At 72.9% G+C, this 16101-nt stretch carries 17 protein-coding genes; 13 read left to right on the top strand and 4 right to left on the bottom strand.

Annotation, left to right across the window (positions count from 1 at the left end; all coding sequences use genetic code 11):
• Positions 1 to 27 precede the first annotated feature (27 nt).
• The 8 genes from EV371_RS34440 to EV371_RS19560 all read left to right on the top strand — a co-directional run bounded on the left by EV371_RS34440 (position 28) and on the right by EV371_RS19560 (position 10179).
• Entirely contained in the window at positions 28 to 3333 is a 3306-nt protein-coding gene (locus tag EV371_RS34440) for a BTAD domain-containing putative transcriptional regulator (RefSeq protein WP_130463334.1), read from the top strand.
• A gap of 145 nt (positions 3334 to 3478) precedes the next feature.
• Complete coding sequence (locus tag EV371_RS19590; protein WP_130463333.1) at positions 3479 to 4462, top strand: ATP-binding cassette domain-containing protein; 984 nt, start codon at positions 3479 to 3481, stop codon at positions 4460 to 4462.
• A complete protein-coding gene (locus EV371_RS19585; RefSeq protein WP_349340364.1) occupies positions 4459 to 5271 on the top strand; it encodes an ABC transporter permease in 813 nt (270 codons plus the stop codon). Before EV371_RS19590 ends, EV371_RS19585 begins: the two co-directional genes overlap by 4 nt.
• Positions 5272 to 5363: 92 nt before the next feature.
• Positions 5364 to 6419: an SPFH domain-containing protein gene (locus tag EV371_RS19580; RefSeq protein ID WP_130463332.1), complete on the top strand. Its 1056-nt coding sequence runs from the start codon at positions 5364 to 5366 to the stop codon at positions 6417 to 6419.
• Complete coding sequence (locus EV371_RS19575) at positions 6416 to 7372, top strand: diacylglycerol kinase catalytic domain-containing protein (RefSeq protein WP_130463331.1); 957 nt, start codon at positions 6416 to 6418, stop codon at positions 7370 to 7372. The genes EV371_RS19580 and EV371_RS19575 overlap by 4 nt, the downstream gene beginning before the upstream one ends.
• A gap of 122 nt (positions 7373 to 7494) precedes the next feature.
• A complete protein-coding gene (locus EV371_RS19570) occupies positions 7495 to 8265 on the top strand; it encodes an arsenate reductase/protein-tyrosine-phosphatase family protein (RefSeq protein ID WP_130463330.1) in 771 nt (256 codons plus the stop codon).
• 14 nt (positions 8266 to 8279) lie between these two features.
• Positions 8280 to 8675: a VOC family protein gene (locus tag EV371_RS19565; RefSeq protein WP_130463329.1), complete on the top strand. Its 396-nt coding sequence runs from the start codon at positions 8280 to 8282 to the stop codon at positions 8673 to 8675.
• A 157-nt stretch (positions 8676 to 8832) separates the two neighbouring features.
• Positions 8833 to 10179 (top strand): MFS transporter, encoded by a 1347-nt coding sequence (locus tag EV371_RS19560; protein ID WP_165436741.1) that lies wholly within the window; start codon positions 8833 to 8835, stop codon positions 10177 to 10179.
• A 39-nt stretch (positions 10180 to 10218) separates the two neighbouring features.
• Here the strand turns inward: EV371_RS19560 and fmdA are convergent, their stop codons facing one another.
• Both fmdA and EV371_RS19550 read right to left on the bottom strand, forming a co-directional pair.
• Positions 10219 to 11472, bottom strand: a complete 1254-nt coding sequence (fmdA, locus tag EV371_RS19555) for a formamidase (protein ID WP_130463327.1) — start codon at positions 11470 to 11472, stop codon at positions 10219 to 10221.
• 20 nt (positions 11473 to 11492) lie between these two features.
• Entirely contained in the window at positions 11493 to 11774 is a 282-nt protein-coding gene (locus EV371_RS19550) for an FmdB family zinc ribbon protein (protein ID WP_130463326.1), read from the bottom strand.
• A 237-nt stretch (positions 11775 to 12011) separates the two neighbouring features.
• Here EV371_RS19550 and EV371_RS19545 point away from each other — a divergent pair, with 237 nt between their 5' ends.
• A complete protein-coding gene (locus EV371_RS19545; RefSeq protein ID WP_130463325.1) occupies positions 12012 to 12752 on the top strand; it encodes a D-Ala-D-Ala carboxypeptidase family metallohydrolase in 741 nt (246 codons plus the stop codon).
• A gap of 360 nt (positions 12753 to 13112) precedes the next feature.
• Here EV371_RS19545 and EV371_RS34435 read toward each other — a convergent pair whose 3' ends face one another.
• Entirely contained in the window at positions 13113 to 13394 is a 282-nt protein-coding gene (locus tag EV371_RS34435; RefSeq protein ID WP_486484699.1) for a flavin reductase, read from the bottom strand.
• A complete protein-coding gene (locus EV371_RS19535; RefSeq protein ID WP_130463324.1) occupies positions 13391 to 13852 on the bottom strand; it encodes a hypothetical protein in 462 nt (153 codons plus the stop codon). Before EV371_RS19535 ends, EV371_RS34435 begins: the two co-directional genes overlap by 4 nt.
• Before the next feature lie 264 nt (positions 13853 to 14116).
• Here EV371_RS19535 and EV371_RS19530 point away from each other — a divergent pair, with 264 nt between their 5' ends.
• From EV371_RS19530 to EV371_RS19515, 4 genes are all read left to right on the top strand, one after another.
• A complete protein-coding gene (locus EV371_RS19530; protein WP_130463323.1) occupies positions 14117 to 14902 on the top strand; it encodes a Scr1 family TA system antitoxin-like transcriptional regulator in 786 nt (261 codons plus the stop codon).
• On the top strand, positions 14893 to 15081 hold the full coding sequence (locus EV371_RS19525) for a DUF397 domain-containing protein (protein WP_130463322.1): 189 nt from the start codon (positions 14893 to 14895) through the stop codon (positions 15079 to 15081). The genes EV371_RS19530 and EV371_RS19525 overlap by 10 nt, the downstream gene beginning before the upstream one ends.
• Positions 15082 to 15193: 112 nt before the next feature.
• Complete coding sequence (locus EV371_RS19520) at positions 15194 to 15382, top strand: DUF397 domain-containing protein (protein WP_130463321.1); 189 nt, start codon at positions 15194 to 15196, stop codon at positions 15380 to 15382.
• 122 nt (positions 15383 to 15504) lie between these two features.
• Positions 15505 to 16089, top strand: coding sequence for an SDR family NAD(P)-dependent oxidoreductase (locus tag EV371_RS19515; protein WP_130463320.1), 585 nt, complete (start codon positions 15505 to 15507; stop codon positions 16087 to 16089).
• Positions 16090 to 16101 lie beyond the last annotated feature (12 nt).

The raw sequence follows: 16101 nt of genomic DNA, 5'->3' as shown, positions 1-16101 counted from the left end.
GCACGGCGGTGGGCGACAATCGACGTCATGCGGTTCGGCATCCTGGGCGCGACCGAGGTGTACGCGGGCGACGGCGGGCGACTCGCCGTCGGCGGCCCGCGCCTGCGTGCCCTCCTGGTGCTGCTGCTCCTCGACGCCGGCCGGGTCGTCTCGGCGGACCGACTCATCCAGGGCCTCTACGGCGAGCGTCCGCCGAGCCGGGCCGCGAACGCGTTGCAGTCCCAGGTCTCCCGGTTGCGCCAGGTGCTCTCCGGGGTCGACGGGCTGGAGCCCCTGGTGGAGTTCCACCCGGCGGGGTACCGGCTCGTGGTGGACCCGGAGGACGTCGACCTGCACCGGTTCACCCGACTGGTGGCCGATGGTCAGGGCGCGCTCGCCGCCGGTGACCGACGGCGCGCTGTCGAGCTGTTGCGCGCGGCGTCGCGGCTGTGGCGCGGGGAGCCGCTGGCCGACGTCCGGGAGGCCCCGTTCGCCCGGGCCCAGGCGGTCCGCCTGGACGAGCTGCGGCTGGCCGCCGTCGAGGACCGCGTGGCGGCGGAACTCGACCTCGCCGGGCCCGGGCCCTCGGTGGCCGAGCTGCGCGAGCTGGTGGCCGCGTACCCGCTGCGGGAGCGGCTGCGTGGCCTGTTGATGCGGGCGCTGCACGCGAGCGGCCGCCGTGCCGAGGCGCTGGGCACCTTCGAGGAGGTCCGCCGGCTACTCGCGGAGGACCTGGGCACCGATCCGTCCCCTGAGCTGGCCGCGCTGCACGTGGCCGTGTTGCGCGACGATCCCGGCCTGCTCCCGGCCGGCACGTCTCACCCCGGTTCGGCCCCCGCCGGCACGCCTCGGCCCGGCCCGACCCAGGCTGGCACGGATCGGCTCGCTCCGGCTCCGGCCGGCACGCGCCGCCCCGGTCCGGTTCGGGACGCCGGGCCGCCCACGGGTGAGGCCGAGGTGTCGGGGCCGCCGGTCGGGCTGCCCGGGCAGCTCAGCAGTTTCGTCGGACGGGAGGAGGAACTGGGCCGGGTCGGCAAGCTGCTCGGTGAGGCGCGGCTGGTCACCCTGCACGGTCCGGGCGGCGCCGGCAAGACCCGGTTGGCGATCGAGGCGGCCGGCCAGGAGCCCGGGGAGGTCTTCCTGGTCGAACTCGCGGCGGTGACCGCGGGCGCGGACGTCGCCTCGGCGGTGCTGGCCGCGTTGAAACTGCGGGACGCCGCGCTGAGCGGCCAGGGTGGTCCACGCGACGCCGCCGACCGTCTGGTCACGGCGCTCGCCGACCGCGCCATCCTGCTCGTCCTCGACAACTGCGAGCACCTGGTCGCCGACGTCGCCCGGCTCGTCGCCCGGCTCCTCGGCGCCTGCCCGAAGGTGCGGGTTCTGACGACCAGCCGGGAACCGCTCGGGCTCACCGGCGAGGCACTCTGCCCGGTCTCCGGACTGCCCCTGCCACCGGCCGGGGCAACCGCCGAGGCCGCCCCGGCGTACGCGGCGGTCCGGCTCTTCGTCGAGCGGGCCGCGGACGTGGCACCGGGGTTCGCGGTCGGCCCCGACAACCTTCCCGCGGTACTGCGGATCTGCCGTACCCTCGACGGCCTGCCGCTCGCCATCGAGTTGGCGGCGGCCCGGCTGCGGGCCCTGCCAGTGGCGGAGATCGCGGCCCGGCTCGACGACCGGTTCCGGCTGCTGACCCGGGGCAGCCGGCTCGCCCAACCCCGGCACCAGACGCTGCGCGCGGTGGTGCAGTGGAGCTGGGACCTGCTGGACGAGGCCGAACAGCGGCTGGCGCGCCGGTTGACGGTCTTCGCCGGTGGCGCCGAGCTGGAGGCGGTCGAGCGGGTCTGCGGGCCGCGCGACGCGGACGTGCTCGACCTGCTCTCCAGCCTGGTCGACAAGTCCCTCGTGGAGGCGGGGGGCGGGCGTTTCCGGATGCTGGAGACGGTGCGCGCCTTCGGTGTCGAACGGCTGGCCGAGGCCGGCGAGGCGGACGAGCTGCGGCGGGCGCACGCGGCGTACTTCCTGGAGCTGGCCCGTACCGCCGACCTGCGGCTGCGGAGCGCGGAGCAGCTGGACTGGCTGCGCAGGCTGGACAGCGACCGCGACGACCTGCACGCCGCGCTGCGCCGGGCGCTGGCCGCCGGAGACACGGCGACCGCGCTGACGCTGGTCGCCGCGCTGTCGTTCTACTGGTGGCTGCGCGGCCTGCGGGGCGAGGGGGCGGCGCTGGCCGCCCAGCTCGTCGAGCAGGTCGACGGCGTCCCGCCACCCGACCTCGCCGAGGAGTACGCGCTCTGCCTGCTGCACGCCTCGCTCGGCGGGTACGGCCTGAGCCGGCAGGGTCTCGGATCGGCCGCCGCGATCCTGTGGAACCTGGGCCGACCGCCCCGGCAGCCGTTCCTGCTCTACCTGTCCGGGGTCGCCAACGGTCCACCCCCGGACCTGGTGGGTACCCCGCTCGCCACCCCCGAAGGCTGGGACCGGTTGATCGGCGCCGATCCGTGGAGCGCAGCGATGGGGGAACTCGGCCTGGGGATGCTCTCGATGGTCGAGGGCCGGTACGACGAGGCACACTCCAGGCTCGGCCGGGCGTTGGCGGACTTCCGGGCGATCGGGGAGCGCTGGGGGACGATCCTGGTGTTGACGATCCTGATCGAGCTGGCCTACCGGCGCCGCGACCACACCCACCCGGACCTGGTCGACGAGGCGCTGCGGCTCGCCGACGAACTCGGCTCGATCCTCGACATGGCCGAGCTGATGCGGACCCGGGGCGACGGCCGGCTCAGCATCGGCGACCTGACCGGCGCGGAGGACGACTACCGGCGGGTGCTGGAGCTGGCGCTACCGGCCGGGGCGCCGGAGCAGCTGGCAGCGGCCCACCTGGGACTCGGCGAGATCGCCCGGCGTCGCGGTGACCTGGACCGGGCCCGCCGGCTCTGTGAGCAGGCGCTGGCGGAGTGCCCGACCGGCTGGTTCGGTGCCGAGGGGGTACGGCTCGCGGCGCTCGTCTGCCTGGGGCAGATCCTGGCGGCGACCGGTGACGAGCTGGGGGCCGGGTCCCGGTTCCGTCAGGTGCTCGGCGCCACGGTGGGAGTGTGGGAACTGAGCACCCTCACGATCGCGGTCGACGGCCTGGTCGGACCGGTACTCCGGGACGGCGACGCCGACCGGGCCGGCCTGCTGCTCGGCGCGGTCGCGGCGCTGCAGTCGGGTTTCGGCATCGCCGCGGCGATCGACGCGGCACCGATCGCCGTCACCCTCCGGGCCCGGCTCGGCGACCCGGCGTACCGGCGTCTGCTGGCCCGAGGCGCCGCCCTGACCAGGGAAGAGGCATTGGCGGCGCTCGACGCGGCCTGACCGGAGCACCGGCGGCGACGACGAGGGGGTCGGCGGCGGTGCGTGGCCGGTCGGCGGGGCCGGCTGTGATCGGTGCGCGACCGGTCAGCGGGGCCGTCAGTGATCGGTGCGTGGCCGGTGAGTGCGGTCGGCGACCGTCGACGGCATGACAACACAGACATCAGCGGTCGTGGCCGAGGGGCTGCACAAGCGGTACGGCGCGACCCGGGCCCTCGACGGGTTCGACCTGAGCGTGCCGGCCGGCACGGTGTGCGGGCTGCTCGGACCGAACGGTGCCGGCAAGACCACGGCGGTTCGGATCCTCGCCACGCTGCTGCGCTTCGACGCCGGTCGGGCCTGGGTCGCCGGGTACGACGTGGTCCGCCAGCCCGAGCAGGTCCGTGAGGTGATCGGGCTGACCGGGCAGTACGCGGCGGTCGACGAGATCCTCAGCGGGCGACAGAACCTGATCCTTTTCGGTCGGCTGCACCACCTGTCGGCCAAGGCTGCCCGGCGTCGTGCCGACGAACTGCTGGAACAGTTCGGGCTGACCGCGGCGGCCGGCCGGTCGGCCGCGGAGTACTCCGGCGGGATGCGCCGCCGGCTGGACCTGGCGGCCAGTCTGATCATGACCCCCCGGGTGCTCTTCCTCGACGAGCCGACCACCGGGCTCGACCCGCGCAGCCGTAACCAGCTCTGGTCGGCGGTACGGCGCCTGGTTGCCGACGGCACCACCGTGCTGCTCACCACCCAGTATCTGGAGGAGGCGGACCAGCTCGCCGACCGGATCCTGGTGATCGACGCCGGTCGGGTGGTCGCGGAGGGCACTTCGGCCGAGCTGAAGGCGCGGATCGGTGCGGACCGGATCGAGGTGGTCGTCCGGCACGCGGCGGAACTCGGCACCGCCGCCGGGATCGTGGAGCGGTCCTCCGCCGGGCCGGTGACGCTCGACGCGGAGATCCGGCAGCTCAGCGCCCCGGTCGTGGACCGGGTGGCGGCACTCGGCGACGTGATGCGGGCGCTGCGGGACGCCGGGATCGCGGTGCAGGACATCGGATTGCGCCGGCCGACCCTCGACGAGGCCTTCCTGCACCTGACCGGGCACCAGGCCGGGGCGACGCGGCCGACCACGGCGGGAGTACCGGCATGACCGGGTGGGGCGCGCCGGCCCGGTTCCGTCGGGCGGTGGCCGACGGCGCGGTGATGACCGGCCGGAACATGGCGCACGTGGTCCGGTCGCCCGAGGAGATCGTGATCTATTTCAGTCTGCCGATCATGTTCGTGCTGGTCTTCGGCTACGTCTTCGGCAGCGGGATGGCGGTACCCGGCCAGGGCAGCTACCGGGAGTACCTCCTGCCCGGGGTCTTCGCGATGACCATGCTGTACGGGCTGGGCGCCACCGCCAGCGGCATCGCCATGGACGTCAGCCGGGGCGTGGTGGACCGGTTCCGTTCCATGCCGATGGCCCGGACCGCGCTGGTCACCGGGCGGACCGGTGCCGACCTGCTCCGCGCGATGCTGGAGATGACCGTCCTGGTGGTCTGCGGACTGCTGGTCGGCTGGCAGTGGCGCAACGGCCTGCTCGACGCGCTCGCCGCGGTGGGGCTGATCCTGCTGCTGCGGCTGGCGCTCACCTGGGTCGGCATCTTCCTCGGCCTGATGGTGCCGAGCCCGGACACCGTCGGGGTGATCGTCTTTCCGCTGGCCTTTCCGCTGACCGCGCTCTCCAACGTCTTCGTGGCACCGGACCTGATGCCGGAGTGGCTCGGCGCGGTCTCGTCCTGGAACCCGCTGTCGGCGACGGTGGCGGCCAGCCGCGAACTCTTCGGCAACCCCGGGACCGGTGGGGACTCCTGGGCGGCGCAGCACCCGCTGCTCCTGGCGGTCGCCTTCCCGCTGGTGCTGATCGCCGTCTTCGCACCGCTGGCCGTCCGGCGGTACCAGCGGCTGAGCCGCTGACGACGGTGCTCGGAGCCGGTTTATCGGCGACTTGACGCGAAATGGGTCTCCCTTTATCGTCATGGCGACGAAAACAGGGGAGGGGGCGCGTCATGGCCGACGTGACCAGACGGTTGTTCCTGCGACACCTGCGCGGAGCGCCGACCACGTGGATTCGGCACTCCGTGCGGGGCAGCGTCCGACACGAGGGCGTCGGGCAGTCCTTCTGGTACCGGCCGCTGGTCGGCGTACTCAGTGAGGTGCCGGTCGACGACCGCGAACTGCCGCTGCTGTTCCACGCCCGGACCAGCGACTTCGCCGATGTCACCGTGCAGGCGACGGTGACGTACCGGATCGCCGACCCGGCGCTCGCGGCGAGCCGGCTGGACTTCTCGGTCGACCCGTACAAGGGCGTCGCCCGGGGCCGCCCGCTCGACCAGGTTGCCACGCTGCTGGCCGAGCTGGCCCAGCAGCCGGCCCTCGACCTGCTGGCCCGGGTGCCGCTGGCCGAGGCGCTGACCGACATCGCCGCGGTCCGCGAGGCGGTCTCGGCGGCGCTGCGCGACGAGGCCCGGCTGACCGACGTCGGCGTCTCGGTGGTCAGCGCCCGGGTGGTGGCCGTGCGGCCCGAGCCGGAGATGGAACGGGCGCTCCAGACGCCGACCCGGGAGACGGTGCAGGTCGAGGCAGATCGGGCCACCTACGCCCGGCGGGCGCAGGCGGTCGAGCAGGAGAGGGCGATCGCCGAGAACGAGTTGCAGAACAAGATCGAGCTGGCTCGCCGGGAGCAGCAGCTGGTGGAGCAGCACGGTGCCAACTCCCGGCGCAAGGTCGAGCTGGAGGCCGCCGCCGAGCTGGCGGTGGCCCAGGGCAGGGCCGAGCGGGAGAAGGTGGCGAACGCGGCGGCGGCCGAACGGGCCCGGGTGCTGGCCGGCGCCGAGGCGGAGAAGGAACGCACCCTCGCCGGTGCCAAGGCCGACGGCGTACGCGTGGTCGGCCTCGCCGAGGCCGAGGCGGAGGCGGCCCGGCTGGCGGCGTACCGGGACCTGCCGCCGGAGGTGCTGCACGCACTCGCGCTCCGCGAGGTCGCCGGGCAGCTTCCCGAGATCGGTCAGCTCACCGTCACCCCGGACGTGCTGACCGGCCTGCTGGCCCGGCTGTCCCGGTGAGCGCCACGCTGGCGCCGAGGGTCGTGGTGGTGAGCCGGCGCAGCGAACTGGACGAGTTGCTGGCCCACCACGGCACCCGGGCCGCCGCCGGCTACTACCTGCGCCAGCGGGGGCGCGACCTGGCCGAGGTGATGACCCGGCACGAGGCGCTGCAGGCGGCGCTGACCACGGTCGGGGCGGCCATCCCGGCGGACTGGCGGCGGGGGCGGGTGGACCGGGACGACCTGGCCCGGTTCCCGTTCGCGGCCGAGGACATCGTGCTGGCGGTCGGCCAGGACGGGCTGGTCGCCAACGTCGCCAAGTACCTCGACGGGCAGCCGGTGATCGGGGTGGACCCGGAGCCGGGACAGAACGCCGGGGTACTCGTCCGGTTCGGACCCGAAGCGGTCACCCGGCTGCTTCCCTCGCTGGTCGCCGGGCGTGCGCCGGTCCGCGAGCGGACCATGGTCCGGGCCGTGCTGGACGACGGCCAGGAGCTGATCGGGCTCAACGAGGTCTACGCGGGACACCCCGGCCACCAGTCGGCGCGCTACCTGCTCTGCACCGCCGACGGCCGGCGGGAGCGCCAGTCCTCCTCCGGGCTGGTGGTCGGCACCGGGACCGGCGCCACCGGCTGGTGTGCCTCGATCGCCCGGGAACGCGCGACCGTGCCGTCGCTGCCGGTGCCGGACGAACCGGCACTGTGCTGGTTCGTCCGGGAGGCGTGGCCGTCCCCGGCGACCGGCGCGTCGCTCACCGCCGGGCGGCTCGGCGCGGACGAGACGCTGGAAATCGTCGCGGAACGGGAGCGGTTGGTGGTCTTCGCCGACGGGCTGGAGACGGACCACCTGACGATGGCCTGGGGGCAGCGGCTGACCGTCGGTCCGGCCACCCGGCGGCTACGCCTGGTCGAGCCGGCTGCCGAGCGGGCCGAGCACCCGGGACAGGCATCGCAGCGTCGCCGTCGGCGCTAGCCATTGCGGACCCAGACCCGACCAGCATCGCGTCGGGCGGGTCTGCCAACTCCACGACACCGCCATTCCATCAAACCGACTTGATACATCACTTCGACTTGATGTACTTTTCGGTGGTGACGATGTCGAGTCAAGCCGCCCCGGCGTTCGTACGCCTCGCCGCCCATCCGCTCCGGTGGCGGTTGCTGACCGAGCTGGCGGCCGGTGACTACCGGGTCCGGGAACTGGTGACCCTGGTGGGCGAGCCGCAGAACCTGGTCTCCTACCACCTGCGACTCCTGCGCGACGGCGGGCTGGTCACCACCAACCGCAGCAGCTTCGACGGCCGCGACAGTTACTACCACCTGGATCTGGACCGCTGCGCGGACGCGCTGGCCGATACCGGCAGCGCGTTGCATCCGGCGCTGCGCCGGGAACCCGCCACACCGCGTACGCCCCCGGTGGACCTGCGGGGCGCACCCGGCCCCGGCGTGCTGTTCGTCTGCACCGGGAACAGCGCCCGGTCCCCGATCGCCGAGGCCCTGCTTCGGCACCACACCGACGGCCAGGTGGTGGTGGCCAGCGCCGGGAGCCGGCCCAGGCCGCACCTGCACGCCAACGCCGTACGGGTGGTACACGAGCAGTTCAGCCTCGACCTCACCGGCCAGCGCCCCCGGCACTGGGACACCCTGACCGGTCGCCGGTTCGACTACGTGATCAGCCTTTGCGACAAGGCGCGCGAGGTGTGTCCCGACTTTCCGGACCACCCCCGGCGAGTGCACTGGAGCATCCCCGACCCTGCCACGACCGGCGAGACCGACGAGGCGAGCTACCCCGCCTTCCAGCGCACCGCAGCCGACATCGACACCCGGGTCAGACACCTGCTGCCCGTCCTCACCGCCATCCGATCCTGAAGGGGAGATACGTCGTGAACGCACCCGACCAGCGGGCCAGCGTCCGCTACATCGTCGATGACGTCCAAGCGGCCATCGCCTTCTACACCACTCATCTCGGCTTCACGCTGCACACCAGCGCCGCGCCCGCCTTCGCCGACGTCGTGCGCGGCCCGCTGCGGCTGCTGCTGTCCGGGCCGACCAGCTCCGGCGCCCGTGCCACCCCCGACGGCGCCACCACCGCCGGACGCAACCGTATCCACCTCACGGTCGATGACCTGGACCACGAGATCGACCGGCTGCGCAGCACGGGACTGTCGTTCCGCAGCGACGTGGTCGCCGGCCCCGGTGGACGCCAGATCCTGCTCGCCGACCCGGCCGGCAACCTCATCGAACTGTTCCAACCCGTGCACCGGCCGGACGCACCCTGACCGCCACCGGCAGCGGTGCCGGCTCCGGTGGGGGCCCGCGGCGGGCGGAGAGCCAGAGACACAACGAGCAGGGAGAGATCGCACCATGGCCGACAGCACTGACCGGACTGGCAGCCGGGTGAGGCAGCCCGACGGGGACGAGAACCGGTGGTGGCTGGTGGCCGCCGCCGGCCTGGCCGTGTTCATGGCATCGGTCGACATGACCATCGTCAACGTCGCGCTGCCAGCGATCGAGCATGACTTCAGGATGGCGACCAGCATGGCCGAGTGGGTCATGCTGGCCTACCTGCTGCCACTCGCCGGCCTGGCGTTGCCGAGCGGCCGGTGGCTGGACAGTGTCGGGCGACGCCCGGCCCTGGTGTTCTCGCTCACCGGCTTCGCTCTGGCCAGCGTCGCCGGAGGGCTCGCACCCGGCCCGGCCTGGCTGATCGCGGCGCGACTGGTTCAGGGAACCTTCGGCGCGCTGCTCTTCTCGCTGGTTCCGACGTTGGCCACGACGGCCGTTCGGCCATCGGCCCGCGGGCGCGCGATGGGCCTGATCACGACCCTCGGCCCGATCGGACTCATCAGCGGGCCCGGCCTCGGCGGCATCCTGGTCGACGGGGTGGGTTGGCCATGGATCTTCTTCGTCAACGTGCCGGTGAGCCTCCTCGTCATGGTGGTCGGACTGCGCACGCTACCGCCGAGCGCGCCGCTGCGGGTCCCCGACCGCACCTGGTTCACCGAGGCCCTCCTGCTCAGCGGAGCGGTCGCCGCGCTGCTGCTCGCACTTTCCCTGACGGCGAGCGACGGTCCGGTGTGGATGGCGCTGGCGCTCGTGGGGATCCCGTTGCTTCTCCGGTGGCGAAGCATGCCCGTCAGCGGCGCGGTCCGTGATCTCTTCCGTGCCCCGGGAGAGGTGGGACCGCATGTTGCCCTGGCCACGGCCGCAACGGCGATCGGCACCGTCTTCTTCATCGTCCCGTACTTCATGCAGCGGGAACTTGGCGAGTCGGTGTCGGCCGCCGGCGTCACGATCCTGGCGTTCCCGGTGGGCATGGCCGTGATGGGACCCGTCGGCGGATTTCTTGGTGACTGGTGGAGTCACCGGCGAACCGCCCTCCTGGGGGCGGTCATCTTCACCGTCGGCCTGGCTCTCCTGCTGCCGATGGACGACTCCTGGGGCCCCACCGATGTCGCGTGGCGGCTGTTCCTGGCCGGCTGCGGAAACGGCCTGTTCAACGCGCCCAACATGGCGAACGCGATGGGTCACGCGCCCCGGCGCCTGCTGGCGACCACAGGCGCCTCGACCGGCCTCGCCCGCACCATGGGCTTCGCGCTGGGGCCCGCCCTGGCCACGCTGGCGTGGTCTCTGGCCGCCTACGGATCCGGCGGGATGCGGGCCGCCGTCGCCCTGGCGACGGTGTTCAGTGCGCTGTCGGTCGTCGCCCTGCTGGGCATGGGAGCTTCCGGCGATCAGGCGGCGGTAACCCGGGCCCGGCGTGCGGACGCGGCTGTGCCGTGACCCACCGGCCCTGGCGACGTGCAGGAGATCCGTTCGGCGTCAGAAGGTCGCCTTCGGGGCTCCCCGGCCCGGGTCGACCCGGGCCGGCCCGGCGGCCGAGGGCCGTATGTCGACGTCGAAGATCGCGGTCGGCAGGTAGACCGTCGCGCACGAGTTCGGGATGTCCACCACGGCGGAGAAGCGCCCCTCGATCGGTGCGGCCCCGAGCAGCAGGTACGCCTGCTCGGGGCTGTAGCCGAACCGGGTCAGGTAGTCGATCGCGTGCAGGCAGGCGCGCTGGAACGCGAGCTGCGAGTCGAGGTAGTGTTGCTCGCCCTCCGTGCTGACCGAGATGCCGGAGAAGGCCAGCCACTGGCTGTACTGCGGAGCCACGATCCCGGGCAGGAAGATCGCGTTCTCCGACACCCCGTACATGGTCATCCCGCCCTTGATCACGTCCACGTGCAGGTCGATGAAGCCGCCCATCTCGATCGCACCGCAGAAGGTGATCTCGCCGTCGCCCTGGGAGAAGTGCAGGTCGCCAACTGACAGGTTGGCGCCGGGGACGTACACCGGGTAGAAGACCCGGGTCCCCTTGGTCATGTTCTTGATGTCCTGGTTGCCGCCGTTCTCCCGGGGCGGCGCGGTCCGGGCCCCCTCCGCCGCCACCCGGTCGAAGTCGCCGCCGGTCAGCGAGCCGAGGATCGCGCCGTCCGGCAGCGGTGGCAGCGACAGCGGCGGTACCCGGTCCGGGTCGGTGGCCCGCAGCGCACCCTCCCGCTCGTTCCACTTCGCCAGCAGCGCCGCGGACGGTGCGGTACCCATCAGCCCGGGGTGGATCATCCCGGTGAAGGTCACCCCGGGTACGTGCCGGGAGGTCGCCTGCTGCCCGAAGAAGTCCCAGACCGCCTTGTACGCGTCGGGGAAGTAGTCGGTCAGGAAGCTGCCGCCGTTCTGTTTCGCGAAGATGCCGGTGTAGCCCCAGCCCTGCCCGGCGAGCGGACCGGAGTCCTCCTGCGGGATCGGTCCCACGTCGAGAATGTCGACCACCAGCAGGTCGCCGGGTTCGGCGCCGCTGACCGAGAACGGGCCGCTGAGCGCGTGCACGATCTGCAGCGGCGCGTCCCGGACGTCCTCGGCCGAGTCGTCGTTGTGGATCGCGCCGTCGAACCACTCCCGGCAGTGCACCCGGAACGTCTGGCCGGGCCGGACGGTGGCGACCGGCGGGATCTCCGGATGCCACCGGTTGTGGCCGATCACCTCCTGCTCGGTGAACTTCTTCGTCGAGTCCAGTGGAAACAACAGCTCGGGCATCGCGGCTTCCCTTTCACCCGTCAGGGTCGTGGCAGACGGGCGTGCCCGGGATGGACCGGCCGGGGCGCCGCGCCGCGTCGGCCGGGAACCCGGGATACCACCTCCGGTGCTTCGGCGCTGCGGCCGGCCCGGTCGAGAGCCGCGACCAGTGGCCGCGGCATGGCGTGCAGCGAGGGCGCCGAGTAGACCCGGGTGGACTCCGCCGCGCAGGTCGCGCAGCGGACCCGCGCGGGAGCCTGCCCGATCGGGAACCGGGCCGGAAAGATCCCGTCCCGGGGACACCGGTACTCGTACGTCGCCACGGCTACAGGATCGGACCCGGTGGGGCGCCTTCGCAGGCTAATGGCGCAATCAGCGCCTTTCGGGCCGGCGTCCGCGCCGAACGCCACGGGGCCAACCGCGCCCGCCGGAAGCGGGTCCGATCTCCGGCAGGTGAAGGAAAGCGCCGAGCGGTAAAAGATGGCCGGAAAATATTGACTTGTGATCGGCAGGCAGCCATCCTCGTCGATATTCAACCCCCGCTCGGTATGGAGGACCCCTTGTTCAGACGTACCGTCAGAATCCTCGCGGCGCTCGGCATGGCGGCCGCGGCCACCCTCGTCGGGACGGTGACCACCGCCGGCCCGGCCCAGGCCGACGGCTGCTACACCTGGGGCCGGACCCTTTCGGAGGGAATGTCCGGTGAGGACGTACGGCAGTTGCAGATCCGGGTCGCCGGCTACCCCGGCTACAACGCGGTGCTCACCATCGACGGCGCCTTCGGGCCGGCCACCCGGGCCGCCGTGCTCCGCTTCCAGCAGGCCTACGGGCTGGGCGCCGACGGCATCGCCGGCCCGCAGACGTTCAACCGGATCTACGCCCTCCAGGACGACGACTGCACCCCGGTCAACTTCAGCTACGCCGAGTTGAACAACTGCAACTCGGACTGGTCCGGCGGCGCGGTCTCGGCCGCCACCGCCCGGTTCAACGCCCTGGTCAACATGTGGAAGCTCCAGGCCATGCGGCACGCCCTCGGCGACCAGCCGATCCGGGTAACCAGCGCGTTCCGCAGCCACGCCTGCAACAACGCGGTCGGCGGCTCGGCCACCAGCCGGCACCTCTACGGCGACGCGGTCGACCTGGGCGTCAGCCCGCACAGCCTGTGCCGGCTCGCCCAGCAGGCCCGCAACCACGGCTGGCGGGAGATCCTCGGCCCCGGCTACCCCGGACACAGCGACCACACCCATGTGGCACACAAGTCGAGTCGTACCTGGTCGGCGAGTTCCTGCGGAGTCTCCTGACCGCCGGTCCGCCGATCGCCCGTCGGTAGCGGCGGGGCGGGCGGCGGCGGCCCGTGCGTTCGTCGCCGGGCCCCTTCCCGTCCGGGAAGGGGCCCGGCGGCCACCTGAGCCGGCGGCGGGCCAGCACACGTGACCGTCCCGACCGATGCGTGTCGACCGGATCGACCGATCAATTTCCCCATCTCCACATTGGACGTAAGCTGGCGGCCTTCACCCTCAGTCGAATCCAGGCCCTGACCGGTCGGCTAACCGCCGCTGGTAGCGCGGCGGGAAGACGGCCGGCGGGCGAGGCCCCGCCCCGGGCCGCCGCGGGGGGAGTGCGACGGCGACCCGGGGCGGGACCGGTCGGGTGACGAGGCGTCAGAGCGTCGGTGGCAGCCAGCCGAGGAAACGTACGGCCAGCGTGACGGCGTCGCTCTGCGGCTGGTCGGCGAGTGCGGTCAGCAATGTGCGGGCGAGGTGCAGCCGTAGACCCTGACGGTCGCCCCGGAACATGGCGAGCAGCACGAGTCGGGCCGGCTGGCAGGGCCAGTTCGCCCCGCAGGCGCGGCAGCGGAAGGCCGGCCGGCTGTGCACGTGTGGGCGGCGACGGGCGAGAAGTGGCCAGGTCATGCCGGGGGCGCCGGGTCTGGGCCGACTCATCGCACCGCGCCTCCGGCCCGGCTGCCCGGGGCGGCGCGGTGGGTCTGGGCCGGGGTCAACGCGCCGGCGTCGCCCGGGCGAGTCTGCGGACCAGCGGCCCGGCCGGCCTCGGGGGAGCCGGTGGGCGAGTTACGTAACGGGAAGCGGCTGTTCGCGGCCCGGCCACGGGTCCGGGGTGCATCCGGTGTCCGGACCCGGGGCGGCGGAGGCGGCGGGTCCGGCGGTCGGCCGGCCGCGAGCGCGCCGGCCGGCGGCGGCGGATCAGGCGGTACGACCGCCGCCCGCCCGCTGCCCTGCGGCGGCGGGTACGGCATCGGCACGAGTTCGACCGAGTCCGGGCAGCGCCAGCGCCATCCGCAGCGGCAGTACCGCCAGAGTCGCCGCCAGTCCCGGCGGTGCCGGGGCTTCGTCCGCCCGGCCCGGATCACGATCGCCCGAATTCGGGATACCGGAATCATTGAGTGCTCCCTTTCTGGGATTCCCAGATTTGGATGCGGGGGCGGCGCCGGGAAAATTGCCGTCCCCGCCGGCGTCGCCCCCGCGGCAGCCCTCGCCCGGCCCTGAACTTTCTTCCCGGAATTGGTTTCGAGCGGGGGCGCATGTCTTCCACAGTGGCCCGTCGATCCCTATTCTCGGAAGGCGTCGCGCCGCATCGTGGGTGCTCACGGCAGATCGTGTGCCGTGTGTGGCGCGCCGGTCGGACCTGTGAGGACGGTGTGGGCATGGATGATCGAATTCGCTATCTGCTCGACGAGTTGCGGCTGACCCGGGATGCGCGCGGAATGACGCAGGACGATCTTGCGGGGCATATTCCGTGGGCGAGCTCCACCATTGCGATGATCGAGTGCGGCCGTCGCAAACCACCGCCGGGTTTCTGGGACGCCGTCGACGGCGCGTTGCAGACCGGCGGCGCGCTCGGCCGGCTCGCCACCCGGCTCGGCTCGCCGCAGTGGTTCATCGACTGGTCGGCCGCCGAGCAGGCCGCCGTCTCGCTGCGGTGGTACGAGTCGCTGGTCGTGCCGGGGCTGTTGCAGACCGAGGCGTACGCCCGAGCGGTGCTCACCGACGCCGGGTTGACCAACCTGGAGGAGGTGGAACGCCGCCTCGCCACCCGGCTCGCCCGGCAGACGGTGCTGACCCGGGCCGATCCGGTGGACCTGACCGCCGTGCTCGACGAGGGGCTGCTGCACCGCCCGGTCGGCGGGCCGGCGGTGATGCGTGAGCAACTGGAGGCGCTGGTCGCCGTCGGCGCGCTGCCGCACGTGCGGCTGCATGTCGTCCGCACCACCGTCGGCGCGTACGCTGGGCTGAACGGACCCTTCGTGATCGCGACGGCACCGGACCGGGCCGAGACCGGCTATCTGGACAACCAGTTGGCCGGGCAGGTGGTCGACGGTCCGGACGACCTGGCGGCGTTGCAGCGGGCCTGGGAGGCCGTCCGGAGCGAGGCGCTTCCGCAGCAGCAGTCCACCGAGTTGATACGGGAAGTGGCGGAGAAATGGATCTGACCGGCGCTATGTGGATCAAGAGTTCCCGGAGCAGCGGCAACGGCGGCAACTGTGTGGAGGTGGCCCGCAATCTGCCCGGTGTGGTGGGGGTGCGGGACAGCAAGGACCCGGCCGGGTCGGCGCTGGCCTTCGGCCGGGCGGCGTGGCGGGTTTTCGTCCGCGACGTCCCGACCCGCTGACCCGCGGTGCAAGGAAGGGCCCCTTCTACACCAGAAAACGATAGGAGGGGGCCCTTCCTTACGGCGGGGCGGATGCGGCAGTCCACCGAGGTGACAGGGAGATGGCGGAGAAATGGATCTGACCGGCGCTGAGTGGGTCAAGAGTTCCCGGAGCAGTGGCAACGGCGGCGCCTGTGTGGAGGTGGCCCGCAATCTGCCCGGTGTGGTGGGGGTGCGGGACAGCAAGGACCCGGCCGGGCCGGCGCTGGCCTTCGGCCCGGCAGCCTGGCGCTCCTTCGTCCGGGACCTTCCGGCCCGCTGACGCTGGGCGGGCCGGCGCACTCGCACCCGGCCAGCCCGCAGCGGCGCGAGCCGTTCTACCCACACAGGAGAGGCGCGCATCCGGAACGCGAGCCCTGGCGTGCAGAGCGGCGACGTGTAGCGGTGCCGAAGGGCACCACGGCGGACGGGTTCGAGCGGCACATCGGCACCAACCACCTCGGGCCGTTCGTGCTGACCGGCCTGCTGATCAACCGCGTACGCGACCGCGTCGTCACCGTCTCCAGCGGCCTGCACGTCCTCGGCAGGATCCGCGACGATCTGAACTGGGAACGCCGCCGCTACCAGCGGTGGCTGGCGTACGCGCAGTCCAAGTCGGCCAACCTGCTCTTCGCCTACGAGCTGCAACGACGGTTGTCCGCAGCGGGTCGGCGGACCATGTCGGTGGCAGCTCACCCCGGCGTCGCCGCGACCGAGGGCATGCGCCGGGACAGGTCGTTGCAGGGCAAGCTCCTCGCCGGTGGGCCTGCGCAGAGTCCTGAGATGGGCGCGTTGCCGATGCTGTACGCGGCGACCGCGCCCGGCGTCGGAGCCGGCGCCTGCGTCGGGCCGGACGGGTTCATGCAGCGCAGCGGCTACCCGACGCTGGTCCGTTCAAGCCGCACATCCCGCGACAGCACGCTCGCCGCCCACCTGTGGGGGCGTTCCGAACTTCTCACCGGCGTCCGCTACACCATCGAACCGCTCTGATGTGCCGGGAGC

The sequence above is a fragment of the Plantactinospora sp. CNZ321 genome (genome assembly GCF_004217235.1).
This window is presented reverse-complemented; position numbering and strand designations above follow the sequence as displayed.